The sequence below is a fragment of the Schlegelella aquatica genome (assembly GCF_026013905.1).
Taxonomy (GTDB): Bacteria; Pseudomonadota; Gammaproteobacteria; order Burkholderiales; family Burkholderiaceae_C; genus Caldimonas; species Caldimonas aquatica.
The window spans coordinates 1,703,596-1,722,409 of the sequence record NZ_CP110257.1 but is presented as its reverse complement, the minus strand read 5'-3'; the positions used below and the strand labels follow the sequence as shown (position 1 = coordinate 1,722,409).

The window sequence follows — 18,814 nt, the reverse complement described above, 5'->3', positions numbered from 1 at the left end:
CCCACCACGCTCTTGCAGACCGTCGCAACGTCTGGGTGGTGCCGCCTATGCGGAGGCTCAAGAATGAAACAACGATTCGAGATTCGCTTCCACGGGATGGAGGCCTCACGGACGGTCGAACTCGCAGTTCGCGAGAAGATGGAAACGCTGGTCCTGCGGTGTGCGGACCTCATCGCGTGCAGGGTGGAAATCGAACTTCAGCACAAGCAGCTTCGCCACGGAATGCCGTACCTGGTGCGGATCGATCTGCGGCTGCCCCGGCACGAGCTGACGGTCAGTCGGCTGCGACACGATGACGTCGATGCGGCGTTGTGGGATGCCTTCGAGGGCATTTGCCGGCAGCTCGAACACGTCCTGCGGGCGCAGCGCAGTTGCCTGGGCGCCCGCCGCCTCAGCGTGGCGCGCGGTGAGGCAGCAGGGCTCGAAGAAGAAGGAACGTCGGCCTGTTAGGAGTCTGGGCGGCAGAGCGTCCGAGGCTCGAGCGAAGGTCGAGCGGGCCCAGGACGGCGGGGCGCGCAGTCGCCGGACTCTCCCCCGGCGCCGGCCCACAAAGGACGGCGCTTGGGCACGGCTGTTTCAGTTGATGGAGTTCATCAGGACCGCTTGGGCCAGGTAGAGGATGTCTTCTTCGGACACGGGCTCGGGCATGCGGGACAACAGGCCGGCGAGCGGATGGCCCGGTTCTGCGAGCCCGTAGAAGACGGGAATGCCGATCCTGTCCTGCAGACGCAGCGCGGCTTCGGGCGACAAGCCTTCCCACTCGATCGCGTCGTACAGGCGGGCGAGCACGATGACGTGGGAGCCGTCGGCCCGCAGCAGCTCCTCGTGCGCTCGCACATGAGACACGCGCGCGCCCAATCGGCTGGCCGCCCGCTCGAAGGCCAGGGCGGCCTCGCACGCGGGGTCGTCGGCGAACACCGCGAGATGCTTGCCCCGCAGGAGCGTTGGCGCCAAGCCCTGTGCCGCCGCCCGTTTCAATCCGAGGGCAGTCGCCACCAATGCGGTGGCATCGGCGGCCGACAAGCCTCTCGGGGACAGCAGTCGGTAATGGAGGCTGTGCTTCATGCCAAGCGCTGTGACAGGACGGTGACAGGGGGCTTAAGTCTAGGAAGACTAAGAGCTGGGAAGGCACGTCACTTGCGCCGCATCAATCCCGGGGCCGCCCCGGTTGTCGCGCAAGCGCCTCACTCCCCCAGCCCAGGGTGGCGGGAGGGCACGGGCCGCCAGGGACGGCCGGGCCGCCGCACCGTCACCGGCGCATGGCCTTCGCAATGGCGGCGGCCAACTCCTCCCTCGTGAAGGGCTTGTGCAGCAGCTCCGGCTGCTGCGGCTCGCCCTGCGAGGCGCTGGCCAGGAGGTCCGATGCGTAGCCCGACATCAGCACCACGGCAAGGCCCGGGTGCAGTTGGCGCGCGCGGGCGGCGAGCTGCGTGCCGGGCATGCTGGGGCCGGGGCCGAGGACGAGGTCGGTGAGCAGCAGGTCGAACGAGGCGCCCTGGGCCTGAAGCAAGCCGAGCGCCTGTTCGGCGTTGCGCGCCGGGGTCACCTCGCACCCCCACCCGGCGAGGAAGGCCTGCACCACCCGCAGCACTTCGGGCTCGTCTTCGACCGCGAGGACCTTGAGGCCTGGTGTGATGTGCGTGGCCGTCCCGTGGGCCGCGGGTGCCTGCGGGGCCGTCGGCACGCGGGGAAGGTAGAGCGTGACGGTGGTGCCATCGCCCGGGGTGCTGTCGATCGTGACACCGCCCTTGGACTGCTTCACGAAGCCGTACACGGTGCTCAACCCGAGGCCCGTGCCGCGGCCGGCCTCCTTGGTGGTGAAGAAGGGTTCGAAGGCGCGCTTCCTGACGGCCTCCGGCATGCCGGTGCCGGTGTCGCTGATCGACACGGCCACGTAGTTCTCGTGCCGGGGCGGCGTGCCGAGGCTTTCGCTCAACTCCTGGTGCAGGGGCGCCGGCAGCCTCTCGCAGGGGCGGGCACTGAAGATCAGTTCGCCGCCCTGCGGCATGGCGTCGCGCGCATTGATGGCGATGTTCAGGAGCGCCGATTCGAGCTGGCCGGGGTCGGCCAGGCAGGCGGGGCACTCGGGCGCGACCTGCACGCGGATGCGGATGCGCTGATCGAGCGTGCGCGCCAGCATGTCGGACAGCGACTGCAGCAGGGCCGGCAGGTGGACCGGGCTGGGCTGCAGCATCTGCCTGCGCGAGAAGGCGAGCAGCTTGCCGGTGAGCTCCGCGGCGCGCCGGGTCGCGCGCATGGCGGAGGCCAGCGGCTGCTGCCCGTGCTCGGCCGCTTCGATCTCGGGCAGCGCCTCCAGGACCTGCAGGTTGCCCTGGATGACCGTCAGCAGGTTGTTGAAGTCGTGTGCGATGCCGCCGGTCAGCTGCCCTACGCTCTCCAGTCGTTGGGCGTGGCGCAAGGCTTCCTCGCTTTGCGCCCGAAGCAAGAGGGTGGTGAGCAGGTTGGCGAGCGATTCGAGGAAGCGCCGCTCGTCGTCGCCGAAGCGATCGGGCTGCCGAGAACCGGCCAAGAGCACACCCATGACCCGGCCCTTGTCGAACAGGGGGACGCCGAGCGCACTGACGAGGCCGTGGCGCAGGCAGGCCTGCGGCGGGCGGAACCGGGCCTCGGTCGCGTGGTCGTGCACTGTCACGGGCTGGCCGTCCTGCGCAGCGAGAAAGCCGATCAGGGTGTCGGGGCGGTTGGGCAGCAGTGCGCCGAGCGGCTCTTCTGGCAGCAGCCCCACGCCGCTGGCCAGCCGGAAGGACTGGGCGTCGGGCTCCAGAAGGTAGACCTGCACCAGTTCCACTTGCAAGGCGTCGGCGGCGGCTGCGGGCACCTGGTGCAACAGAAGCTCCGGGTCCGGCTCCTGGACGGCGAGGCGGCTCATCTGTGCGATGTGTTCGGCATAGCGGGCGCGACGCAGGGCCTGCCGCACGCGCGGGTAAGCCCCCACGTCGCGGATGGCCGCCACCACGTAGGGCAGCCCCTGGTCCTGCAGCGGGCTGAGGGCGATCTCCACCATCACCTCGCTGCCGTCGCGCCGCTTGGCGACCAGGTCCATCTGAAGCCCCATGGGCCGGGGGCGAGGGGCGCGCCCATAGGCGTCCCGATAGGCGGCGTGGCGGGAGCGGATGGCGTCGGGCACCAGCTCGTCGACCTGCAGGCCGGTCAGCTCCTCGATCGGGTAGCCGAGCAGGCGCGCGGCCGCCGCGTTGGCGAGCACGATGCGGCCTTCCAGGTCCACCAGCAGCAGGCCGTCGGGATAGGCCGCGAACAGCGAGCGGTAGAGGGAAGTCTCGTCACCGGGCGGGCTCATGCGGCCTCCGGCACGGGCACGAAGAGGTAGCCGGCGCCGCGTACCGACTTGATCAACTGCGGGGTCTCGGGATCGTCGTCCAGCTTCTTGCGCAGGCGGCTCACCTGCACGTCGATCGTGCGGTCGAAGGGGCCCGCCCCGCGCCCGCGGGTCTGCTCGAGCAGGAAGTCGCGCGAGAGCACGCGACCCGGGTGGCGCACGAAGACCGCGAGGAGGTCGAACTCGCCGGCGGTCAGCGCCACTTCACGCCCGGCCGCATCCAGCAGCCGGGGCGATGCCATGTCCAGCGTCCACCCTGCGAAGCGCAACTGCTGGCGCGCGGGGGAGGGCGCGGGCGGCGCGGGCTCCTCGGGGCCGAGGCGGCGCAGCACCGCCTTGATGCGCGCCAGCAGTTCGCGCAGGTCGAAGGGTTTGGTGACATAGTCGTCCGCGCCGATCTCCAGGCCGACGATCTTGTCGACGGGGTCTCCTCGGCCCGTGACGATGACGAGGCCGCAGCGCCAGTGCTCGCGCAACTGCCGGGCAATCGCAAAGCCTTCTTCGCCGGGCAATCCGAGGTCCAGCAGCACGAGCTCCGGCTTGTCGGCGGCCATGAGGGCCAGGAGCTCCCGGCCGCTGTGCAACTGGGTGACGCGAAAGCCCTGCCCTTGGAGGTAGTTGGCCAGCAAGAGCGTGATCTCCGGTTCGTCGTCGAGCACAGCCAGATGGTGGGTCATGGCGGACGCGGGCGCAGCGGCTTGCCGTTCCATTCCGTCTGGCGGGAGCGGAACACGCAACACCCTGCGGACTGGAACGAAGTCCCATCATCCTCGTGGGGACTCTCGGACTCTGTAACGGTGTGTGGCCGCGAGGACGCGCCGGAGCCGGTGAAGACGGGCCCGGGCGGGCCCGCGCTGCGCGTCGGGACGAGGCTGGATGAAGTCAATGAGCCATCAGCACCGGCAGGGTCATCGAGCGCAGCACCGTGCGCGAGGCCCCGCCCAGCACCCATTCGCGCGCCCGCGCGTGGCCGTAGCAGCCCATCACCAGGAGGTCGGCCGACAGGTCGGCCGCGAGCGATTGCATGAGGTCGCCCACCTCGGCGCCGGCGGCGGCGTGGCGGTGCATCTCCGCCCGCACGCCATGGGCGTGGAGGTAGGCGAGGATGTCGAGCGGTTGCGAGACGTCGTCGGGCTCTTCATCGCCCCAGTGCGCCACGTGGACGCGCTCGGCGCGCTGCAAGAAGGGCAGGGCGGCGCTCACGGCCCGGGCGGCTTCGGCCGTCTCCTTCCAGGCCACGAGCACCCGCGTGGCCATCGTCTTGCCGGTGTTCACGTAAGGCAGCACCAGGGCCGGACGACCGCTGGCGATGAGGACCGATTCGACGAAGTCGGGCGGCACCCCGGGGCTGGGCTCTTGGGGATCGTACTGCCCGAGCACCAGCAGGTCGGCGTAGCGAGCCTGCCGCGTGACGGCGCTGTACGGCAGGGTGCGCGCCTCATGCCACTCGAAGGCGGCGCCGGGCTCGGCCGCCACATGCTGCTTGAGCTTTCGCGCGGCCTCGAGGCGGTCGTCGTCGATCGCCTGCCCCACCGTGCCCGAGGCGGCTCCGGCCGCCAAGTCGATCGCCAAGGCCGCGTAGGCGGGGGTCACGGCATAGAGCGCGTGCAATCGCGCGCCGAATTGCGACGCGACCTGCCGCGCCGTGCGCAGTCGCGCCGGGCCGTACGGCCCGGCGTCGATGTGCACGAGCACGGTCTTGACGTGGTTCATCTCGCCTCCCGGTTCACTCAGGCGGTCTTGGGCGAGAGGGTCGAAGGCCGCAACACCTCGGTGCCCTCCACGGCCTTGTCCACCGCCTCGCCGAAGGCCCGCAGACGGGAGCCGTAGCTGCCGTCCTCCACTTCGCGCGAGAGGAAGGCTGTGCTCAGGATCGGCGAGCGCCCCAGCAGACGCCCGATCTCGGCCACTGCATTCGGGGCGCCGCGGCCGCCCATGGCCGAGACGACGGCGACCGCGGGCAGGCGCTCGCGGTAGCGCGCGACGAAGGTGCGCATCGGGCCGGCCAGGCGGTACAACCAGATGGGCGCGACCAGCACCACCGCGGCGAATTGCTCGGGCGGCGGCCCCTCGTAGCGGATCGGCGGCTGCCGACGCAGCAGCGAGTCGAGCACGCAACGCCCGTCGCCGCGGCCCGGCCGTTCCTCCGAGATCTCGCCGGTGGCCCAGCCCTGCAGTCCAGCCAGGGTGGTGGCCACCTGCCGGCTGGTGCCGGTGTAGGAGTAACTGACGACCAGAACCTTGCCCATGTGCGCCTCCGTCGGACAGCCGGTCCATCGATTGCCGACAGGGCCGGACAGAGCCAGTCTAGGATTGGACTTGGGCACCTGCTTGCGCGGCGTCAACTCCGGGGCCGGTGGGGCAGGCGATACAGCCGCATGACCAGCGAGACCGTTCCCAGCGCTCCCACCCGTGGCCTGACCGATGAGCAGGTGCTCGCGCAGCGCCGGCTGGACGGCCCCAATCGGCTGCCCGAGGCGCAGCCGAGAAGCCTGTGGCGCATCGCCTGGGGTGCGTTCACGCAGCCGATGTTCCTGCTGCTGCTGGCCACTGCGACGGTGTATGCCCTGCTGGGCGATCTGGCCGATGCTGCGGCTCTGCTGCTGTCCGTCATGGCGGTAGGCGCGCTGTCGATCTACCAGGAGCACCGCACGGAGCGCGTCCTGCGCGCGCTGAAGGATCTCTCCAGCCCGCGCTGCACCGTGGTGCGCAACGGGGTTGCGGTGCGTATCGGCAGCAAGGAGCTGGTGCGCGGCGACCGCCTGGTGGTGGACGAGGGCGACCGGCTGGCCGCCGATGCACGGCTCGTGGAAAGCAGCGGCTTGCAGGTGGACGAGTCGCTGCTCACCGGGGAATCGGTGCCGGTGCCCAAGCGCGCGGGTGGGGCCGAGGAGGCCGCGCAGTTGCACGCCGGCAGCCTGGTGGTGCAAGGCGACGGCGTGGCGATCGTCACCGCGACGGGCGCGCGAACGGCTTTGGGCCGCATCGGCGGCTCGCTGCAGCGGCTGCAACCGCGCCCCAGCCGGTTGCAGCAGGAGCTCAAGCGCCTGGTGCAAGCCGTGGCGGTGCTGGCGCTGCTGACGTGCGTGATCGCCACCGCGGTCTATGCCGTGCGCGAGGGCTCGTGGACGGCGGGCCTCCTGGTGGGGCTGACGCTGGCGATGTCGTTGATCCCCGAGGAGTTCGCGGTCGTGTGGACGGTGATGCTGGCGCTCGGGGCCTGGCGTCTGGCGCAGCGGCAGGTGCTCACGCGCCAGCCCCAGGCGATCGAGGCGCTGGGCACGGTGACGGTGCTGTGCGTGGACAAGACCGGCACGCTGACGCACAACCGCATGACGCTGGTGCGCCTGCACGATGGGGAGTGCGAACGTGCACCGGGCGAAAGCGATGGCAGTGCCCGGCTGCTCCAGGCCGCGGCGCTGGCGAGCCTGCCGAACGGCATCGAGCCGATGGACAAGGCGATCTTCGCGGCCTTGGGGCGGGACGGCGCCGTGCCGGGAGGGTGGGTGGCCGGGCCCAGGCAAGGGGTGCGCGACGGGCGGCCGTATGTGAGCCACTGGGGGCGCGACGGCGACGGCCGGGCGCGGGTGCTGGTGAAAGGGGCGCCGGAAGTGGTGATCGGGCGCTGTGCCGACGAGGCCCGGCGCCGTGAGGCGCTGCTGGCCGAGGCCGAGCGATGGAGCGCGCAGGGCTTGCGCGTGCTGGCGGTGGCCGAAGGTGCCTGCGACCCGGTGCCGGCCGATGGCGGCTTGCCGCCGAACACCGCTCTGCGCGCGCAGGGGCTGCTGGGCTTCATGGACCCGCTGCGCGAGGAGGTGCCCGCGGCCGTGGAGCAATGCCGGCAGGCGGGTGTGCGCGTGATCATGATCACCGGCGACTCGGCGGTGACCGCGTGGGCCATCGCCGAGCGGGCCGGATTGCTGCCGGCCGAGGGCGGCCCTGTGCTCACCGGCGCGCAACTCGCGGCCCTGACGGACCTTCAACTGCAGCAGGCGCTGCGCGAGGTGCGGGTCTTCGCGCGCGTGGACCCGGCGCAGAAGCTGCGCATCGTCCAGGCGTTGCAGCAGCTCGGCGAGGTGGTGGCGATGACCGGCGACGGCGTGAACGATGCGCCCGCGCTGCGGGCGGCGGACATCGGCGTCGCCATGGGCCAGCGGGGCACCGACGTGGCGCGCGAGGCGGCGGCCCTGGTGCTGCTGGACGACAACTTCGCGTCGCTCGTGCAGGCAGTGCGTGGGGGCCGGCGCATCTTCATCAACCTGCGCAAGGCGCTGGGGTATCTGTTCGCGGTGCACGTGCCGATCGTGGGCGTCTCGCTGATGCCGGTGGTGCTGGGCGGCCCCGTGCTGCTCCTGCCGCTGCACGTGGTGTTGCTGGAGCTGATCATCGATCCGGCCTGCTCGCTGGTGTTCGAGGCCGAGCCGGAGCCCGACGACTGCATGCGGGTGCCTCCCCGCCCGGCGCAGTCGCGGTTGTTCTCGGTGGCCGACGCGGCGCGTGCGCTGGCCGTCGGGGGCACGGCGCTGGTGGGGGTGGCATTGCTGCAGTGGCTGTTGCGCAGCATGGAGGCCTCGACCGACATGCTGAGGTTGGCGAGCTTGGGCGGCATCGTGGCGGGCAACCTGCTGATGCTGATGTGGTTCAGAGGGCTCAGGCCCGACCACGATCACACCAACCCGGCGTTCAATGCGCTGCTGGTGGGCATCGCCCTGGTGTGGCTGATACTGCTCGCGGTGCCGGGGGCGGGCCCGTTGTTCGGACTGCCGGCCGAGGTGCCCGCGGCGTGGTTGCTGGTGCCCGCCGCCCTGGGCGCGTGGGGCCTGCTGCGGCGGCCGCTCGGCACGCACTGGCTTCGCAGGCCCCGCTGGCGCTGACGGCCGGAGCTCCAGGGCCTGGGTCGATGCGGCGAGGCGATGAAGCCAGCAGTGACCATTGCTCTCAGTGGTAGTCGTCCTCACGCTGGTGACGGAGCGCCGAGATCGCGACCAGCTCCTGGCTCGCGATCCGGAACAAGGCGACGTAGCCCGCCGCCCCGAACGGGATGATGAGCTCGCGCTCGAGCGGGTCGTCGTCGGCCTTGCGGCATGTGTACGGGTTGACCGCCAGCAGGGCCACGCCGGCGGCGATCGCATCGAGCGCGCGCTCGGGCAGATCCGGGTCGCCCCGCTCCCACGCTTGGTGTTCGAGGAAGCTGCACAGGTGGGCCAGGTCTTCCAGCGCCTCCTGCGTGAACTCGACCCGGTAGCTCACCGGCGACCGGCCGCGAGCTTGCGGCGCAGCTCGTCCATCGAGGCTTTCACCTGCGCGCGCATCTTCGCCAGCGCCTCGTCAGCGGGGTGGGTGACGCCGCTGCGCATGGCCTGCTCGAAGGAGGCGCGCCCCCGCGCCAGGAACTCCTCTTGCGCGCGCCGGCGCCGGGCTTCCTTCAGGGCCGAGGCCTCGACGAACTCGGACAGGCTTTCGCCTTCGCGCAAGGCGCCCTCGATCTCCTCGCGGACGGCCGGGGTGACCCGGACAGCGGGCAGTTGTGCGGTCTTCATGCCTGCACTGTAGCGCAATTGCGCTACACCCAGAAGCGCTTTCGTTGACCGGCCTGGGGAGGCGGGGGAGGGGCGCAGCTGGCGCGTTCGACACTTCACAGCCAGGAGTCCGGGCGGCAGAGCGTACGGGGCCCGATCAAAGATCGAGCGAGCCCAGGGCGGCGGGGCACGCAGTCGCCGGACTGTCCCCCGGCGCCGGCCGGTGGCCGCCGCCTGCTCCTTGATGTCCGGCGCCTGCGCGCCCCACCGCCCTGGGCTGGCACCGTCGTGCTTGTTCGGACAGCACGCCAGGTGGTCCTTGACCGCCTGCAGCATCGTGGGCGACTGGGTACCCTCCGGGCAGACCGTCCTGGATCGGATCGCCTCCGGCAGCAGCATCTGCCGCGAGTCATAGGGAAGGTCGTTCGCGGCCATGGCCACGAAACGTACCTTCATGCGCAGTCAGGGCTTTCCTTCTGCCGCCCAGACTCCTAGAGGCTGGCGCAGGCGTCGCGACGCGGCGGCCTGGGCATCGGGAGACCGCGCAGCCGGGCGCGCTCGGCCATCTCCTCGCGATGCTTGTCCATGTAGGCCTTGCATTCCTCGTAGGTTCGCAAGGAGGCGAGCCGTTCGCGGTGCATCCGCCGCTCCTCGGGGCTCATCATCGACCAGCCGGGCGTGTAGTCGCTGCCCCAGCGGGCATGCCGCCCGACGCCGTCCATCATGCCGGGGGTGCAATGGTCCATGGCCCGCGCGCCCGGGTGCATGGGGCAGGGCCCCGTGTCCCGGCCCGAGACCGGCTGCGCGACGGCGACGGCGCCAGCGGCTGCAAGCGCTGCGATGACAAAGAGGCGGATCGGGTTCATGCGCAGGGGGCGGGCGCCTTGGCCTAGGGCTCCATCATGCGGCGCCAGGTGGTGGCGATGTCCGAGGGCACCAGGACGGGCCCCAGCGGCTGCCCCGCGTCGGTGTCGGCCTCGGCCTCCTGCTCGCGGCCGCGGTCCAGGGCGCCGGCGAGGTCGCCGAGTTGCTCCGCGTAGGAGGCGATCAGATCGTCCAGCGTGACGATGCCCCGGAGCCGGCGGTCGCGGTCGACCAGCACCAGCCGTCGCACGCCCGCTTCGTGCATGGCCTGCGCCGCTTCGGCCATGCTGGCGGTGTCGAGCACGGCCACCACGGAGTCGCTGCACACGTCTTCCACCGGCGACTGAGGGTCCACGCCGTCCGCGACGACTCGCAAGGCGAGATCGCGGTCGGTGACGATGCCGACCATCTGCGCTTCGCCCGCGTCGCCGCGGGTGACGACCAGCGAGCCGATGTGGCGGTCGCGCATCAGCTGCGCGGCTTCTTCGAGAGTGGCGTGGGCGTCGATGACGACCACGTCGCGTTGTGCGATCGAATCAATGCTCATTGCGGTTCCTTCGGACAGGTGAGATTCCCCACTGTAGGAACGCCGCCCCCGGTGCGCTTGCGATGGCGCAAGGGGCGGACCGCCAGCCTCAATGCCGCTCGCTGCTGGGGCTCACGCTGCGCTGGACGAAGTCGGACAAGGCCTTGACGTCGGGGATCTGCACCTCGCGCCGGCCGCTGCCGGCGAAGCGGATGACCTGCTCGCGCGCCAAGCGCGACAGGGCCCGGCTGGCGCTCTCCAACGTCATGCCGAGGTAGCTGCCGATCTCGGCCCGGCTCATGCGCAGCGTGATCCTGTCGGTGCGCAGGTCGCGGCGCTCGAGCGCCACCACCAGCGAGCGCAGGAACTCGGCGACGCGGGCGTCTGCCGGAAGCGTGCACAGGTTGAGCTGGAAGTCGCGGTCGCGCGCCATCTCCTGGCTCATGGCCGCGTGCAGCAGGTTCATCAGAGCCGGCACTTCGGTGCAGCGCTCGACCAGGGTCGCGTAGCGCACCGACCAGACCTCGCCGATGTCCATGGCGATGGCATCGCAGCAGTACTGGCCAGTGGCGAGACCGTCGAACCCCAGCCAGTCGCCCTTGAAATGGAGCGCGACCACCTGCTCGCGGCCGTCGGCCGCCCCGTTCATCAGCTTGAAGAAGCCCGAGTTGGCGATGTAGAGGTGCGTGCAGCGCTGGCCCGCCTGGTAGATCACGTCGTCGGCGTGCACGATGCGCCGCTGGATGGGCAGATGCTCTTGCACGAGCCGCAGCATGGCGGCAATGGACAGGGCGTAGGGGGTGCGCTCGCGCTGCGCGGTGGCGTAGGCCTGGAGGCTTGGACGCCTCTCCTCCAGGGCGGAGGTCGAGAGGTTCATGGCATCGACTCCCTGAATCAATCTGAACTGCTGGACGAACGAGCTTAGGCAGTGCGCGTGAACTTCTGCGCAATAGCGCACATCGCTCGGTAACGCTGGGTGAATGTCCGGTGAACGCCGCGTGTCGGCGGGGTTTTCCGTCTCAGCGTCCGTGCGATGCGCGGGCGAGCGCAAGAGGCTCGCCGAGCGGCTCGTGCCCGGCCGCGGTGGTCGGCGCTGCCGGGGTGCCGCAGCCCATCGTGCGCGCCAGCAACAGGCGCAACCCGGGCAGGGTGAGCGTGTTCAGCACGTCGGCGACGCCCAGCCATCCCCGGCGGGCCTGGCCGATGCCGAAGCGCAGGTTGTCGAGCGCGCCGCTTCGGCCAGCACTTCCAGATCGTCTTGGCCGTCGCTGTCGCGCGTGTGCGTGTGCAAGTCGCCGCGCAAGTCGGGGCCGATGCCCGGCAGGGCGTCCAGATCCTCGCCGCGTTCCACCATCGGCTCGAGGTCGCGCCCCAGCTCACCGAGCATGCGGGCCGCGTTCCGGTAGGCGCGCACGCGAAACGCGTTGGCGTCCTGCACTTCGAGCAGATCGGCGATCTCGTCGAAGACCGCGGCGACATCGGCGTTGACCACAGGCATGCAACCCACTCTAGGAAACCGTCGGGCCGGCCCGTTGCGTTTGCTCAACGGCGCTCGAGGGCGGCACGGTTGCGGTGGCGCAAGCAAGGGGCGCGTGGGCGAGCCACACTGCAGGCCATGCCCGACCATCCCCCTGCCCAATCGGATGCCACGCTGGTGCACGCCCTGCGCTCGTTGCTGGCCGAGCGCACGGGCGCCCCGGTCGCCTTGAAGGAGACGCACATCTCCTGGGTGCTGCTCACGCCGCGCATGGCCTTCAAGCTGAAGAAGCCGGTGCAGTTGCCGTTCCTCGACTTCAGCACGCCCGAGCGCAGGCATCGCTTCTGCGAGGAGGAGCTGCGTCTGAATCGTCGCCTCGCGCCGGCCCTGTACCGCGCCGTGCTGGCGGTGCGCGGGCATCCCGTATCGCCGCACTTCGGCGGCGACGACGAGCCGGTCGATTGGTTGCTGTGCATGAAACGTTTTCCCGACGGGGCTTTGCTGTCCGAGCGGATGGCCGCCGGGCGGCTGCGCCCGCAGGAGTTGGAGCGCCTGGCGTTGCGCTTGGCGGACTTCCATCGCACCGCGCCGGTGGCTGCCGCCGGCGGGCGGTTCGGCACGCCCGAGCGCATCGAAGGGGCTGTGCGTGCGGTGCTGGAGCAGCTGGCCTCGCGAGGGGCGCTGCCACCGGAGGTGGACGCGTGGGTGGAGGAGCAGGCGAGGCGGCTCGCGCCGGTGTGGCGCGAGCGGCTTGCGGCGGGCTTCGTGCGCGAGGGCCATGGCGACTTGCACCTGGCGAACGCCGTGGCGCTGGACGGCGAGGTCACCGCCTTCGACTGCATCGAGTTCGACCCGGCCTTGCGCTGGATCGACTCGATGAGCGACATCGCGTTCCTGACCATGGACCTGCACGCACGAGGGCGGCCCGATCTGGCCTGGCGCTTTCTGGACGCCTACCTGCAGGCGGGCGGCGACTACCGGGGACTGGCCGTGCTGCGCTTCTACGAGGTGTACCGGGCGCTCGTGCGCGCGCTGGTGGCGGGGATCGCGCGCGAGGGCGGCGGCGCTCGGGGCGATGGCCCGGACTACCTCCGTTGCGCGGCGCGGCTGATCGCGCAGGCACGGCGTCGGCCGCGGCTGGCGATCCTGTTCGGGCTGTCGGGCTCGGGCAAGTCCACGCTCGCGCTGGAGCTGGTGCAGGCGGCGGGGGCCGTGAGGGTGCGTTCGGACGCGGAGCGCAAGCGCCTGTTCGGCCTGCCCGCGACGCAGCGGGGCGCCCCTGGCGGCGTCGATCTCTACACCCCCCAGGCCACGCGGGCCACCTACGCGCGGCTCGCCTCGTGCGCCCGCGAGGCTCTGCGAGCGGGCTACGCGGTGATCGTGGATGCCGCCTTCCTGCGGCGCGAGGAGCGCGAGGCCTTCGAGGCGCTGGCCCGAGAGATGGCGGTTGCGTTCAGCGTCTTCGCCTGCGAGGCTGAGCCGGCCGTGTTGCGGCGCCGGGTGGCTGCACGCGCGGCCGCCGGGGCCGACGTCTCGGACGCCGACCTCGCCGTGCTCGAGCAGCAGCTGCGCCACCACGAGCCGCTCACGGACCGGGAGCGCGGCCATGCCGTCGTCGTGGCCACCGACGGCCCGGTGGACGTGGAGGCGCTCGCGCGGCAGTGGCGGTGGGATTGATCCATCGCAAGGGCGGCCCGTGGGGCCTCTCTAGAGTGGGAACGGTAACCCAACTGACGGAGCGGCGCTGCGGCGCCGGACGGCCATGACTCCTCGCCAACGCCTGACGGGCCATCCGGCCGCGCTGTCGGCGGACGAAACCTCCGACGAGCGCCTCTCGCGCATTCCGCAGCGCCCCGACGGCTACCACTGGATCGACGTCGAAGGGCGGCAGGAGTTCGGCCCTTTTGCGACGCTGGAGGAGGCGCTGGCCGACATGGACGAGCCCAGCGAGGCGGCGATCGAGCAGGCGGAGATGGTCGAGGAAGCCGAGCAGGAACTGGAGATCGGGCCCGACGTGGAGCACCGCGACGAAGACGAACCGGAGGCGGCGCCTTGATGGATGGCAACCCCGCCGCCCGGATGATCGGGTGGTGGCACGGTGTTCGGGCCTCGGTGCGGGGCAGCTTGCTGTTGCTGGTCGTGGCCTGCGTCTTGCCCGTCGCCCTGGGTGCTGCCCTGGCGATCGTCGAGGCCTACCGGGAAGGCCGTGCGAGCCTCTTCGAGCGTGCGCTGAGCAGTTCCCGCTCCATGATGGGCGTGGTCGACGGCGAGCTGCGCTACGCGGCCTCGGGGTTGCAGTTGCTGGCCACTTCGCCCTCGCTCGCGCGGGCCGACTTCCAGGCGTTCCATGCCCAGGCCTCGCTCGCGCTTGCGTTCCACGGGGGCAACAACATCGTACTCAGTGCTCCGGGCGGGCAACAGCTGCTCAACACGCTCGTGCGCTTCGGCGAGCCGCTGCCGATGCACGGCGATCCGGCGCTCCTGCGACGGGTGATCGCCACGGGGGAGCCGCAGGTGTCCGATCTGTTCATCGGAGGCGTCACCCGGCGCCCGCTCGTCGCGGTGGAAGTGCCGGTGAAGGTGGACGGTCGTGTGGCCTACGGCCTGGCGATGGGGTTCTTCCCGGAGCGTTTTGAGGCCCTGGTCTCCGGGCTGCGGCCGGACGACGATTGGGTGGTGTCGGTGTTCGACCGCCATGGGACGATCGTGGCCCGCACGCACGCCCCGGAGCGCTTCGTCGGCCAGCGCGGTTCGCCCGCTCTCGACGAGGCCATGCAGCGCTCGGACTCCGGCCTCGTGGAGGCGGAAACGCTGGAGGGTGTCACGGTGCTGGCGGCCTTCTCGCGCTCGCCCGTGACCGGGTGGACCGTGGCCGTGGGCATCCCGAAGGAGGCACTGCTGGCGAAGTTGCAGCGTTGGGTCGCCGGGCTGGTGGCCGCCAGCCTGTTGTTGATGGCGGTGGCGACGGTCCTCGCCTCGCGCATCGCCGCGCGGCTGGCGCGGTCCATGCGCTCACTGGTGGAGCTGGCCGACGCGCTGGGCCGGGGCGAGCCCATCGACGCCCCTCGGCAGTCGCTGCGGGAGGTCGATGCGGTCGCCCAGGCGCTCCTTCGGTCGTCGAACCTGTTGGAGGCGAGGACGCTCGAGCGCGACACCGCGCACGACGCGACTGCCGCTGCCCGCATGGACGCCACGCGCATGCGGCATGCGGCGGAGCACGACGTGCTGACGGGCTTGCCGAACCGCGCCCGCTTCGTCGAAGAACTGGAGGCGCGGGTGGAGGAGTGCGTTGCTCGCCACGAGGGGTTGGCGGTGTTCTTCGTCGACATCGACGACTTCAAGCCGGTGAACGACCGTTACGGCCATCTCGTGGGCGACGAGCTGTTGCGAGACTTCGCGGCGCGCCTGAAGGCCGGTGTGCGAGGAACGGACCTCGTCGCCCGCCTGGGCGGCGACGAATTCGCGGTGCTGCTGCAAGGCGTGTCGCCCGGCGAGGCGCAGGCGATCGCGGCCACGCTGGCGGAACGCTTGTCGGCACCGTACTCGGTGCAGGGCACCGGGTTGCGCGTGACAGCCTGCATCGGCATTGCCAACTGCCCCGCCGACGGCACCTCGGCGATGCAGCTCTTGGCCGTGGCCGACGCCGCGATGTACCGGGCCAAAGCGGCGGGCAAGGGGGGCTATGCCATGGCCGCCAACCTCGTTCGATAGGCTGGGCAGGGGGCCTTGTATCTTTGCCCCCGGGCGTGCGCCCCACCCGCCGAGGGGGTGTCGGCCCGGCTCCGGTCGGCCGAGCGCCGGCCTCAGGGGCCGAGCGGCGAGGCGCGGCCCTCGTTCGCGTCGGGTTCGCGCAGCGGACGGCCGAGTCGCTGCTCGACCGTCCACACGTGCCGCAGCGTGGTGAGCAGCGTGTCGGGCGCGAGGCTGATCGAGTCGATGCCCAGCTCCACCAGGTACTCGGCCATCTCGGGGTAGTCCGACGGCGCCTGGCCGCAGATGCCCACGTGCCGCCCGTTGCGGTGCGCGCCTTCGACGGTCTGGCGGATCAGCGTCTTCACGCCCTCGTCGCGCTCGTCGAAGTCGAAGGCGACGATCTGCGAATCGCGGTCCACGCCGAGCGTGAGTTGTGTCAGATCGTTGGAGCCGATCGAGAAGCCGTCGAACAGCCGCGCGAAGGCGTCGATCTGAATCACGTTGTTCGGGATCTCGCACATCACGTAGATCTCCAGCCCCTTCTCGCCGCGCGAAAGCCCGTGCTCGGCCATCGCCTGCAGCACGGCCTGGGCCTCTGCCACGCGACGGCAGAAGGGGATCATCAGCCGCACGTTGGTGAGCCCCATGCCGTCGCGCACACGCTTCATGGCCGCGCACTCCAGCGCGAAGCCCTCGGCATAGGCCGGGTGGGTATAGCGCGACGCGCCGCGGAAGCCGATCGTGGGGTTGGCCTCCTCGGGCTCGAACCACCGGCCGCCCAGCAGGCTGGCGTACTCGTTGGTCTTGAAATCCGACATGCGCACGATCACGGGCTTGGGGTAGAAGGCCGCGGCGATGGTGCCCACGCCCTCGGCCAGCTCGCGCACGAAGTAGTCGGCGGGGCTCGCGTGGCCGTGGGCCAGGCGCTCGACCTGCGTGCGCACCTTCGCGTCGCCGATGCGCTCGGGGTGCACCAGCGCCATCGGGTGCGCCTTGATGTGCTCGGCGACGATGAACTCCATGCGCGCCAGCCCCACCCCGTCGGTGGGCAGCAGGGCGGTCTGGAATGCGCTGTCGGGGTTGCCCAGGTTCACCATCAGCCGCGTGTGCGGCCGGGGCAGGGCGCGCAGGTCGGTGCTGGTCTTGCTGAAGGGCAAGCGGCCCGCATAGACGCGGCCCACGGTGCCTTCGGCGCAGCTCACCGTCACCTCGTCGCCGGTGCGAATGGTGGCTGTCGCGTCCTCGCAGCCCACCACCGCCGGAATGCCCAGCTCGCGCGCCACGATGGCCGCATGGCAGGTGCGCCCGCCGCGGTTGGTCACGACCGCCGCGGCGCGCTTCATCACGGTGCCCCAATCGGGCATGGTGGTGTCGGCCACCAGCACTTCGCCGGGCTGGAACTGGCTCAGCTGCGCGACGTCGCTCACGACCCGCGCGCGGCCGGTGGCCACGGCGCTGCCGACCGCGCGGCCCCTGGCGCGCAGTTCGCCTTGCGCCTGCAGCCGGTACTCGTCCACCATGCCCAGCACCTTCTGCGAGGCCACCGTTTCGGGCCGCGCCTGCACGATGTAGAGCTCGCCGTCCAGGCCGTCTTGCGCCCACTCGATGTCCATCGGCGTCGGGCGGCCCGCGCGGCGGCTGTAGTGGTCCTCGATCTTCACGGCGGCGTCGGCCAGCGCCAGCACCGCCTCGTCGTCCAGGCAGAAGCGCTGTTGGTCCTCGCGGGCGACGGGCATGTTGCGGGTGGTCTCGCGCCCGGCGCTGCCTGCGTAGACCATGCGCACCTCCTTGCTGCCGAGCTTGCGCCGCAGCACCGCGCGCCGGCCCTGGCGCAGCGTGGGCTTGAACACGTAGAACTCGTCCGGGTCCACCGTGCCCTGCACGACGTTTTCGCCCAGGCCCCAGGCGCCGGTGACGAACACCACGTCGCGGAAGCCGCTGTCGGTGTCCAGCGTGAAGATCACGCCGCTGGCGGCCAGGTCGGAGCGCACCATCTTCATCACGCCGACCGACTGCAGCACCTTGAAGTGGTCGAAACCTCTTTCGACGCGGTAGGCGATCGCGCGGTCCTTGAACAGGCTCGCGAAGCAGCGGCGCACGGCGTCGAGCACGCGCGCCTCGCCGCCGATGTTGAGGAAGGTTTCGTGCTGGCCGGCGAAGCTGGCGCCCGGCAGATCCTCGGCGGTGGCCGAGCTTCGCACCGCGAAGCTCGCGCGTTCGCCGTACTCGGCGACGAGCCGTCGGTGCGCCTGGCGGATCTCGTCTGCGAGGTCCGCCGGCAGCGGGGCGGCGTAGACGATCTCGCGCGCCTGCTGCGCCCTTTGCGCCAGGTCGTCCACGTCGTCGGCGTTCAGAGCGTCGAGCACTTCGTGCAAGCGCGGCCAGGCGCCGGCCTGGTCCAGCGTGTGGCGGTAGGCCTGGGCGGTCACCGCGAAGCCGTTCGGCACCCGCACGCCCTCGGCGCTCAGCTCCCGGTACATCTCGCCCAGCGAGGCGTTCTTGCCGCCCACAGCGCCCACGTCGGCCGCGCCGATCTCGCTGAACCAGCGCACGTACTGCATCGGCGCGCCCCCGGGCGCGGGGGCGGCGACGCGCCCCAACGTGTCAGCCACGGGGCGACCTTTTCGCCGCCAACGGCAGGTGCGCCGCGAACCAGCCGCAGGCCAGGTGCGTGACCTTCTCGAGCGCGCCCGGCTCCTCGAACAGGTGTGTCGCCCCCGGCACCACGGCGAGCTCGGCGCCCTGGGGCAGCTGCCTGAGCGCCAGGCGGTTGAGCTCCAGCACCTGGGTGTCGTCGCCGCCGACGATCAGCAGGGTGGGCGCGGCCACGCGGGGCAGCACCTCGCTGGCCAGGTCGGGCCGCCCGCCCCGCGAGACGACCGCGAAGATGCGCTCGGGCCGCTCGGCCGCGGCCACGAGGGCGGCGGCAGCGCCCGTGCTGGCCCCGAACAGGCCCACGGGCAGCCGGGCGAGGGCGGCGCGTTGGTCGAGCCAGTCGATCGTCTCGACCACGCGGCTGCCGAGCAGCGCGATGTCGAACACGTTGTGGCGGTCGGATGCTTCCTCGGGCGTGAGCAGGTCGAACAGCAGCGTGCCGAACCCTCTGGCGTGCAGCGACTGGCCCACTTGCACGTTGCGCGGGCTGCGGCGCGTGCTGCCGCTGCCGTGAGCGAAGACGACGAGGCCGCGAGCCTGCGGCGGCAGGGTCAGATCGCCTTCCAGTGCGTGCGCTCCGACCTGCACTCGGCGTGGCGGTGAATGGGCTCCTTCCATCGGTATGCCTCCCAGCGTGCCTGCGCGTTCTCATCACGGCAGGAGAGATTCCACTCGAAACGGCGAGCAGCGCCGCCGTGCCAAGGTGAATCTAGATGTCAGCG

General features: G+C 71.2%; 19 protein-coding genes. 5 read left to right on the top strand and 14 right to left on the bottom strand.

All coding sequences use genetic code 11. The features are described 5' to 3' along the window. Positions 1-63 precede the first annotated feature (63 nt). Positions 64-450 carry an HPF/RaiA family ribosome-associated protein gene (locus OMP39_RS07800; protein ID WP_264891195.1) on the top strand — a complete coding sequence of 129 codons (387 nt, stop codon included), beginning with the start codon at positions 64-66 and terminating at the stop codon, positions 448-450. A gap of 126 nt (positions 451-576) precedes the next feature. On the opposite strand, the gene OMP39_RS07795 is transcribed toward OMP39_RS07800, so the two are convergent. From OMP39_RS07795 to OMP39_RS07775, 5 genes are all read right to left on the bottom strand, one after another. Next, positions 577-918: a Rossmann-fold NAD(P)-binding domain-containing protein gene (locus tag OMP39_RS07795; protein ID WP_264891194.1), complete on the bottom strand. Its 342-nt coding sequence runs from the start codon at positions 916-918 to the stop codon at positions 577-579. Between the two features lie 331 nt (positions 919-1,249). Then, the gene (locus tag OMP39_RS07790) at positions 1,250-3,319 is read right to left on the bottom strand and encodes a PAS domain S-box protein (RefSeq protein WP_264891193.1); all 2,070 of its coding nucleotides are present in this window, start codon (positions 3,317-3,319) and stop codon (positions 1,250-1,252) included. Then, a complete protein-coding gene (locus OMP39_RS07785; RefSeq protein WP_264891192.1) occupies positions 3,316-4,035 on the bottom strand; it encodes a winged helix-turn-helix domain-containing protein in 720 nt (239 codons plus the stop codon). Before OMP39_RS07785 ends, OMP39_RS07790 begins: the two co-directional genes overlap by 4 nt. Positions 4,036-4,240: 205 nt before the next feature. Then, complete coding sequence (locus tag OMP39_RS07780; protein WP_264891191.1) at positions 4,241-5,071, bottom strand: universal stress protein; 831 nt, start codon at positions 5,069-5,071, stop codon at positions 4,241-4,243. 17 nt (positions 5,072-5,088) lie between these two features. Next, positions 5,089-5,607, bottom strand: a complete 519-nt coding sequence (locus tag OMP39_RS07775) for a flavodoxin (RefSeq protein WP_264891190.1) — start codon at positions 5,605-5,607, stop codon at positions 5,089-5,091. Positions 5,608-5,736: 129 nt separating this feature from the next. Between OMP39_RS07775 and OMP39_RS07770 the strand changes: the two genes are divergently transcribed. Continuing rightward, the gene (locus tag OMP39_RS07770; RefSeq protein ID WP_264891189.1) at positions 5,737-8,232 is read left to right on the top strand and encodes a cation-translocating P-type ATPase; all 2,496 of its coding nucleotides are present in this window, start codon (positions 5,737-5,739) and stop codon (positions 8,230-8,232) included. 64 nt (positions 8,233-8,296) lie between these two features. On the opposite strand, the gene OMP39_RS07765 is transcribed toward OMP39_RS07770, so the two are convergent. From OMP39_RS07765 to OMP39_RS15410, 7 genes are all read right to left on the bottom strand, one after another. Then, positions 8,297-8,608: a type II toxin-antitoxin system RelE/ParE family toxin gene (locus OMP39_RS07765; protein ID WP_264891188.1), complete on the bottom strand. Its 312-nt coding sequence runs from the start codon at positions 8,606-8,608 to the stop codon at positions 8,297-8,299. Then, a complete protein-coding gene (locus OMP39_RS07760) occupies positions 8,605-9,333 on the bottom strand; it encodes a YlcI/YnfO family protein (RefSeq protein ID WP_264891187.1) in 729 nt (242 codons plus the stop codon). Before OMP39_RS07760 ends, OMP39_RS07765 begins: the two co-directional genes overlap by 4 nt. Before the next feature lie 35 nt (positions 9,334-9,368). After that, entirely contained in the window at positions 9,369-9,623 is a 255-nt protein-coding gene (locus OMP39_RS07755; RefSeq protein ID WP_264891186.1) for a hypothetical protein, read from the bottom strand. A gap of 143 nt (positions 9,624-9,766) precedes the next feature. After that, positions 9,767-10,288 carry a CBS domain-containing protein gene (locus OMP39_RS07750; RefSeq protein WP_264891185.1) on the bottom strand — a complete coding sequence of 174 codons (522 nt, stop codon included), beginning with the start codon at positions 10,286-10,288 and terminating at the stop codon, positions 9,767-9,769. Positions 10,289-10,376: 88 nt separating this feature from the next. Beyond that, complete coding sequence (locus tag OMP39_RS07745) at positions 10,377-11,144, bottom strand: Crp/Fnr family transcriptional regulator (RefSeq protein WP_264891184.1); 768 nt, start codon at positions 11,142-11,144, stop codon at positions 10,377-10,379. A 142-nt stretch (positions 11,145-11,286) separates the two neighbouring features. Beyond that, positions 11,287-11,433 (bottom strand): hypothetical protein, encoded by a 147-nt coding sequence (locus OMP39_RS07740; protein WP_264891183.1) that lies wholly within the window; start codon positions 11,431-11,433, stop codon positions 11,287-11,289. Then, entirely contained in the window at positions 11,427-11,765 is a 339-nt protein-coding gene (locus tag OMP39_RS15410; RefSeq protein WP_425340610.1) for a hypothetical protein, read from the bottom strand. The genes OMP39_RS07740 and OMP39_RS15410 overlap by 7 nt, the downstream gene beginning before the upstream one ends. Positions 11,766-11,882: 117 nt before the next feature. Between OMP39_RS15410 and OMP39_RS07730 the strand changes: the two genes are divergently transcribed. The 3 genes from OMP39_RS07730 (at position 11,883) to OMP39_RS07720 (ending at position 15,455) form a co-directional block, all read left to right on the top strand. Continuing rightward, the gene (locus tag OMP39_RS07730; protein ID WP_264891182.1) at positions 11,883-13,421 is read left to right on the top strand and encodes a bifunctional aminoglycoside phosphotransferase/ATP-binding protein; all 1,539 of its coding nucleotides are present in this window, start codon (positions 11,883-11,885) and stop codon (positions 13,419-13,421) included. An 85-nt stretch (positions 13,422-13,506) separates the two neighbouring features. Next, positions 13,507-13,800, top strand: a complete 294-nt coding sequence (locus OMP39_RS07725) for a hypothetical protein (RefSeq protein WP_264891181.1) — start codon at positions 13,507-13,509, stop codon at positions 13,798-13,800. Beyond that, a complete protein-coding gene (locus OMP39_RS07720) occupies positions 13,800-15,455 on the top strand; it encodes a sensor domain-containing diguanylate cyclase (protein ID WP_264891180.1) in 1,656 nt (551 codons plus the stop codon). The genes OMP39_RS07725 and OMP39_RS07720 overlap by 1 nt, the downstream gene beginning before the upstream one ends. A gap of 92 nt (positions 15,456-15,547) precedes the next feature. On the opposite strand, the gene ppsA is transcribed toward OMP39_RS07720, so the two are convergent. After that, a complete protein-coding gene (gene ppsA / locus OMP39_RS07715; RefSeq protein WP_264894481.1) occupies positions 15,548-17,998 on the bottom strand; it encodes a phosphoenolpyruvate synthase in 2,451 nt (816 codons plus the stop codon). 43 nt (positions 17,999-18,041) lie between these two features. Further along, a complete protein-coding gene (locus OMP39_RS07710) occupies positions 18,042-18,710 on the bottom strand; it encodes a dienelactone hydrolase family protein (RefSeq protein WP_264891179.1) in 669 nt (222 codons plus the stop codon). Positions 18,711-18,814: the final 104 nt, after the last annotated feature.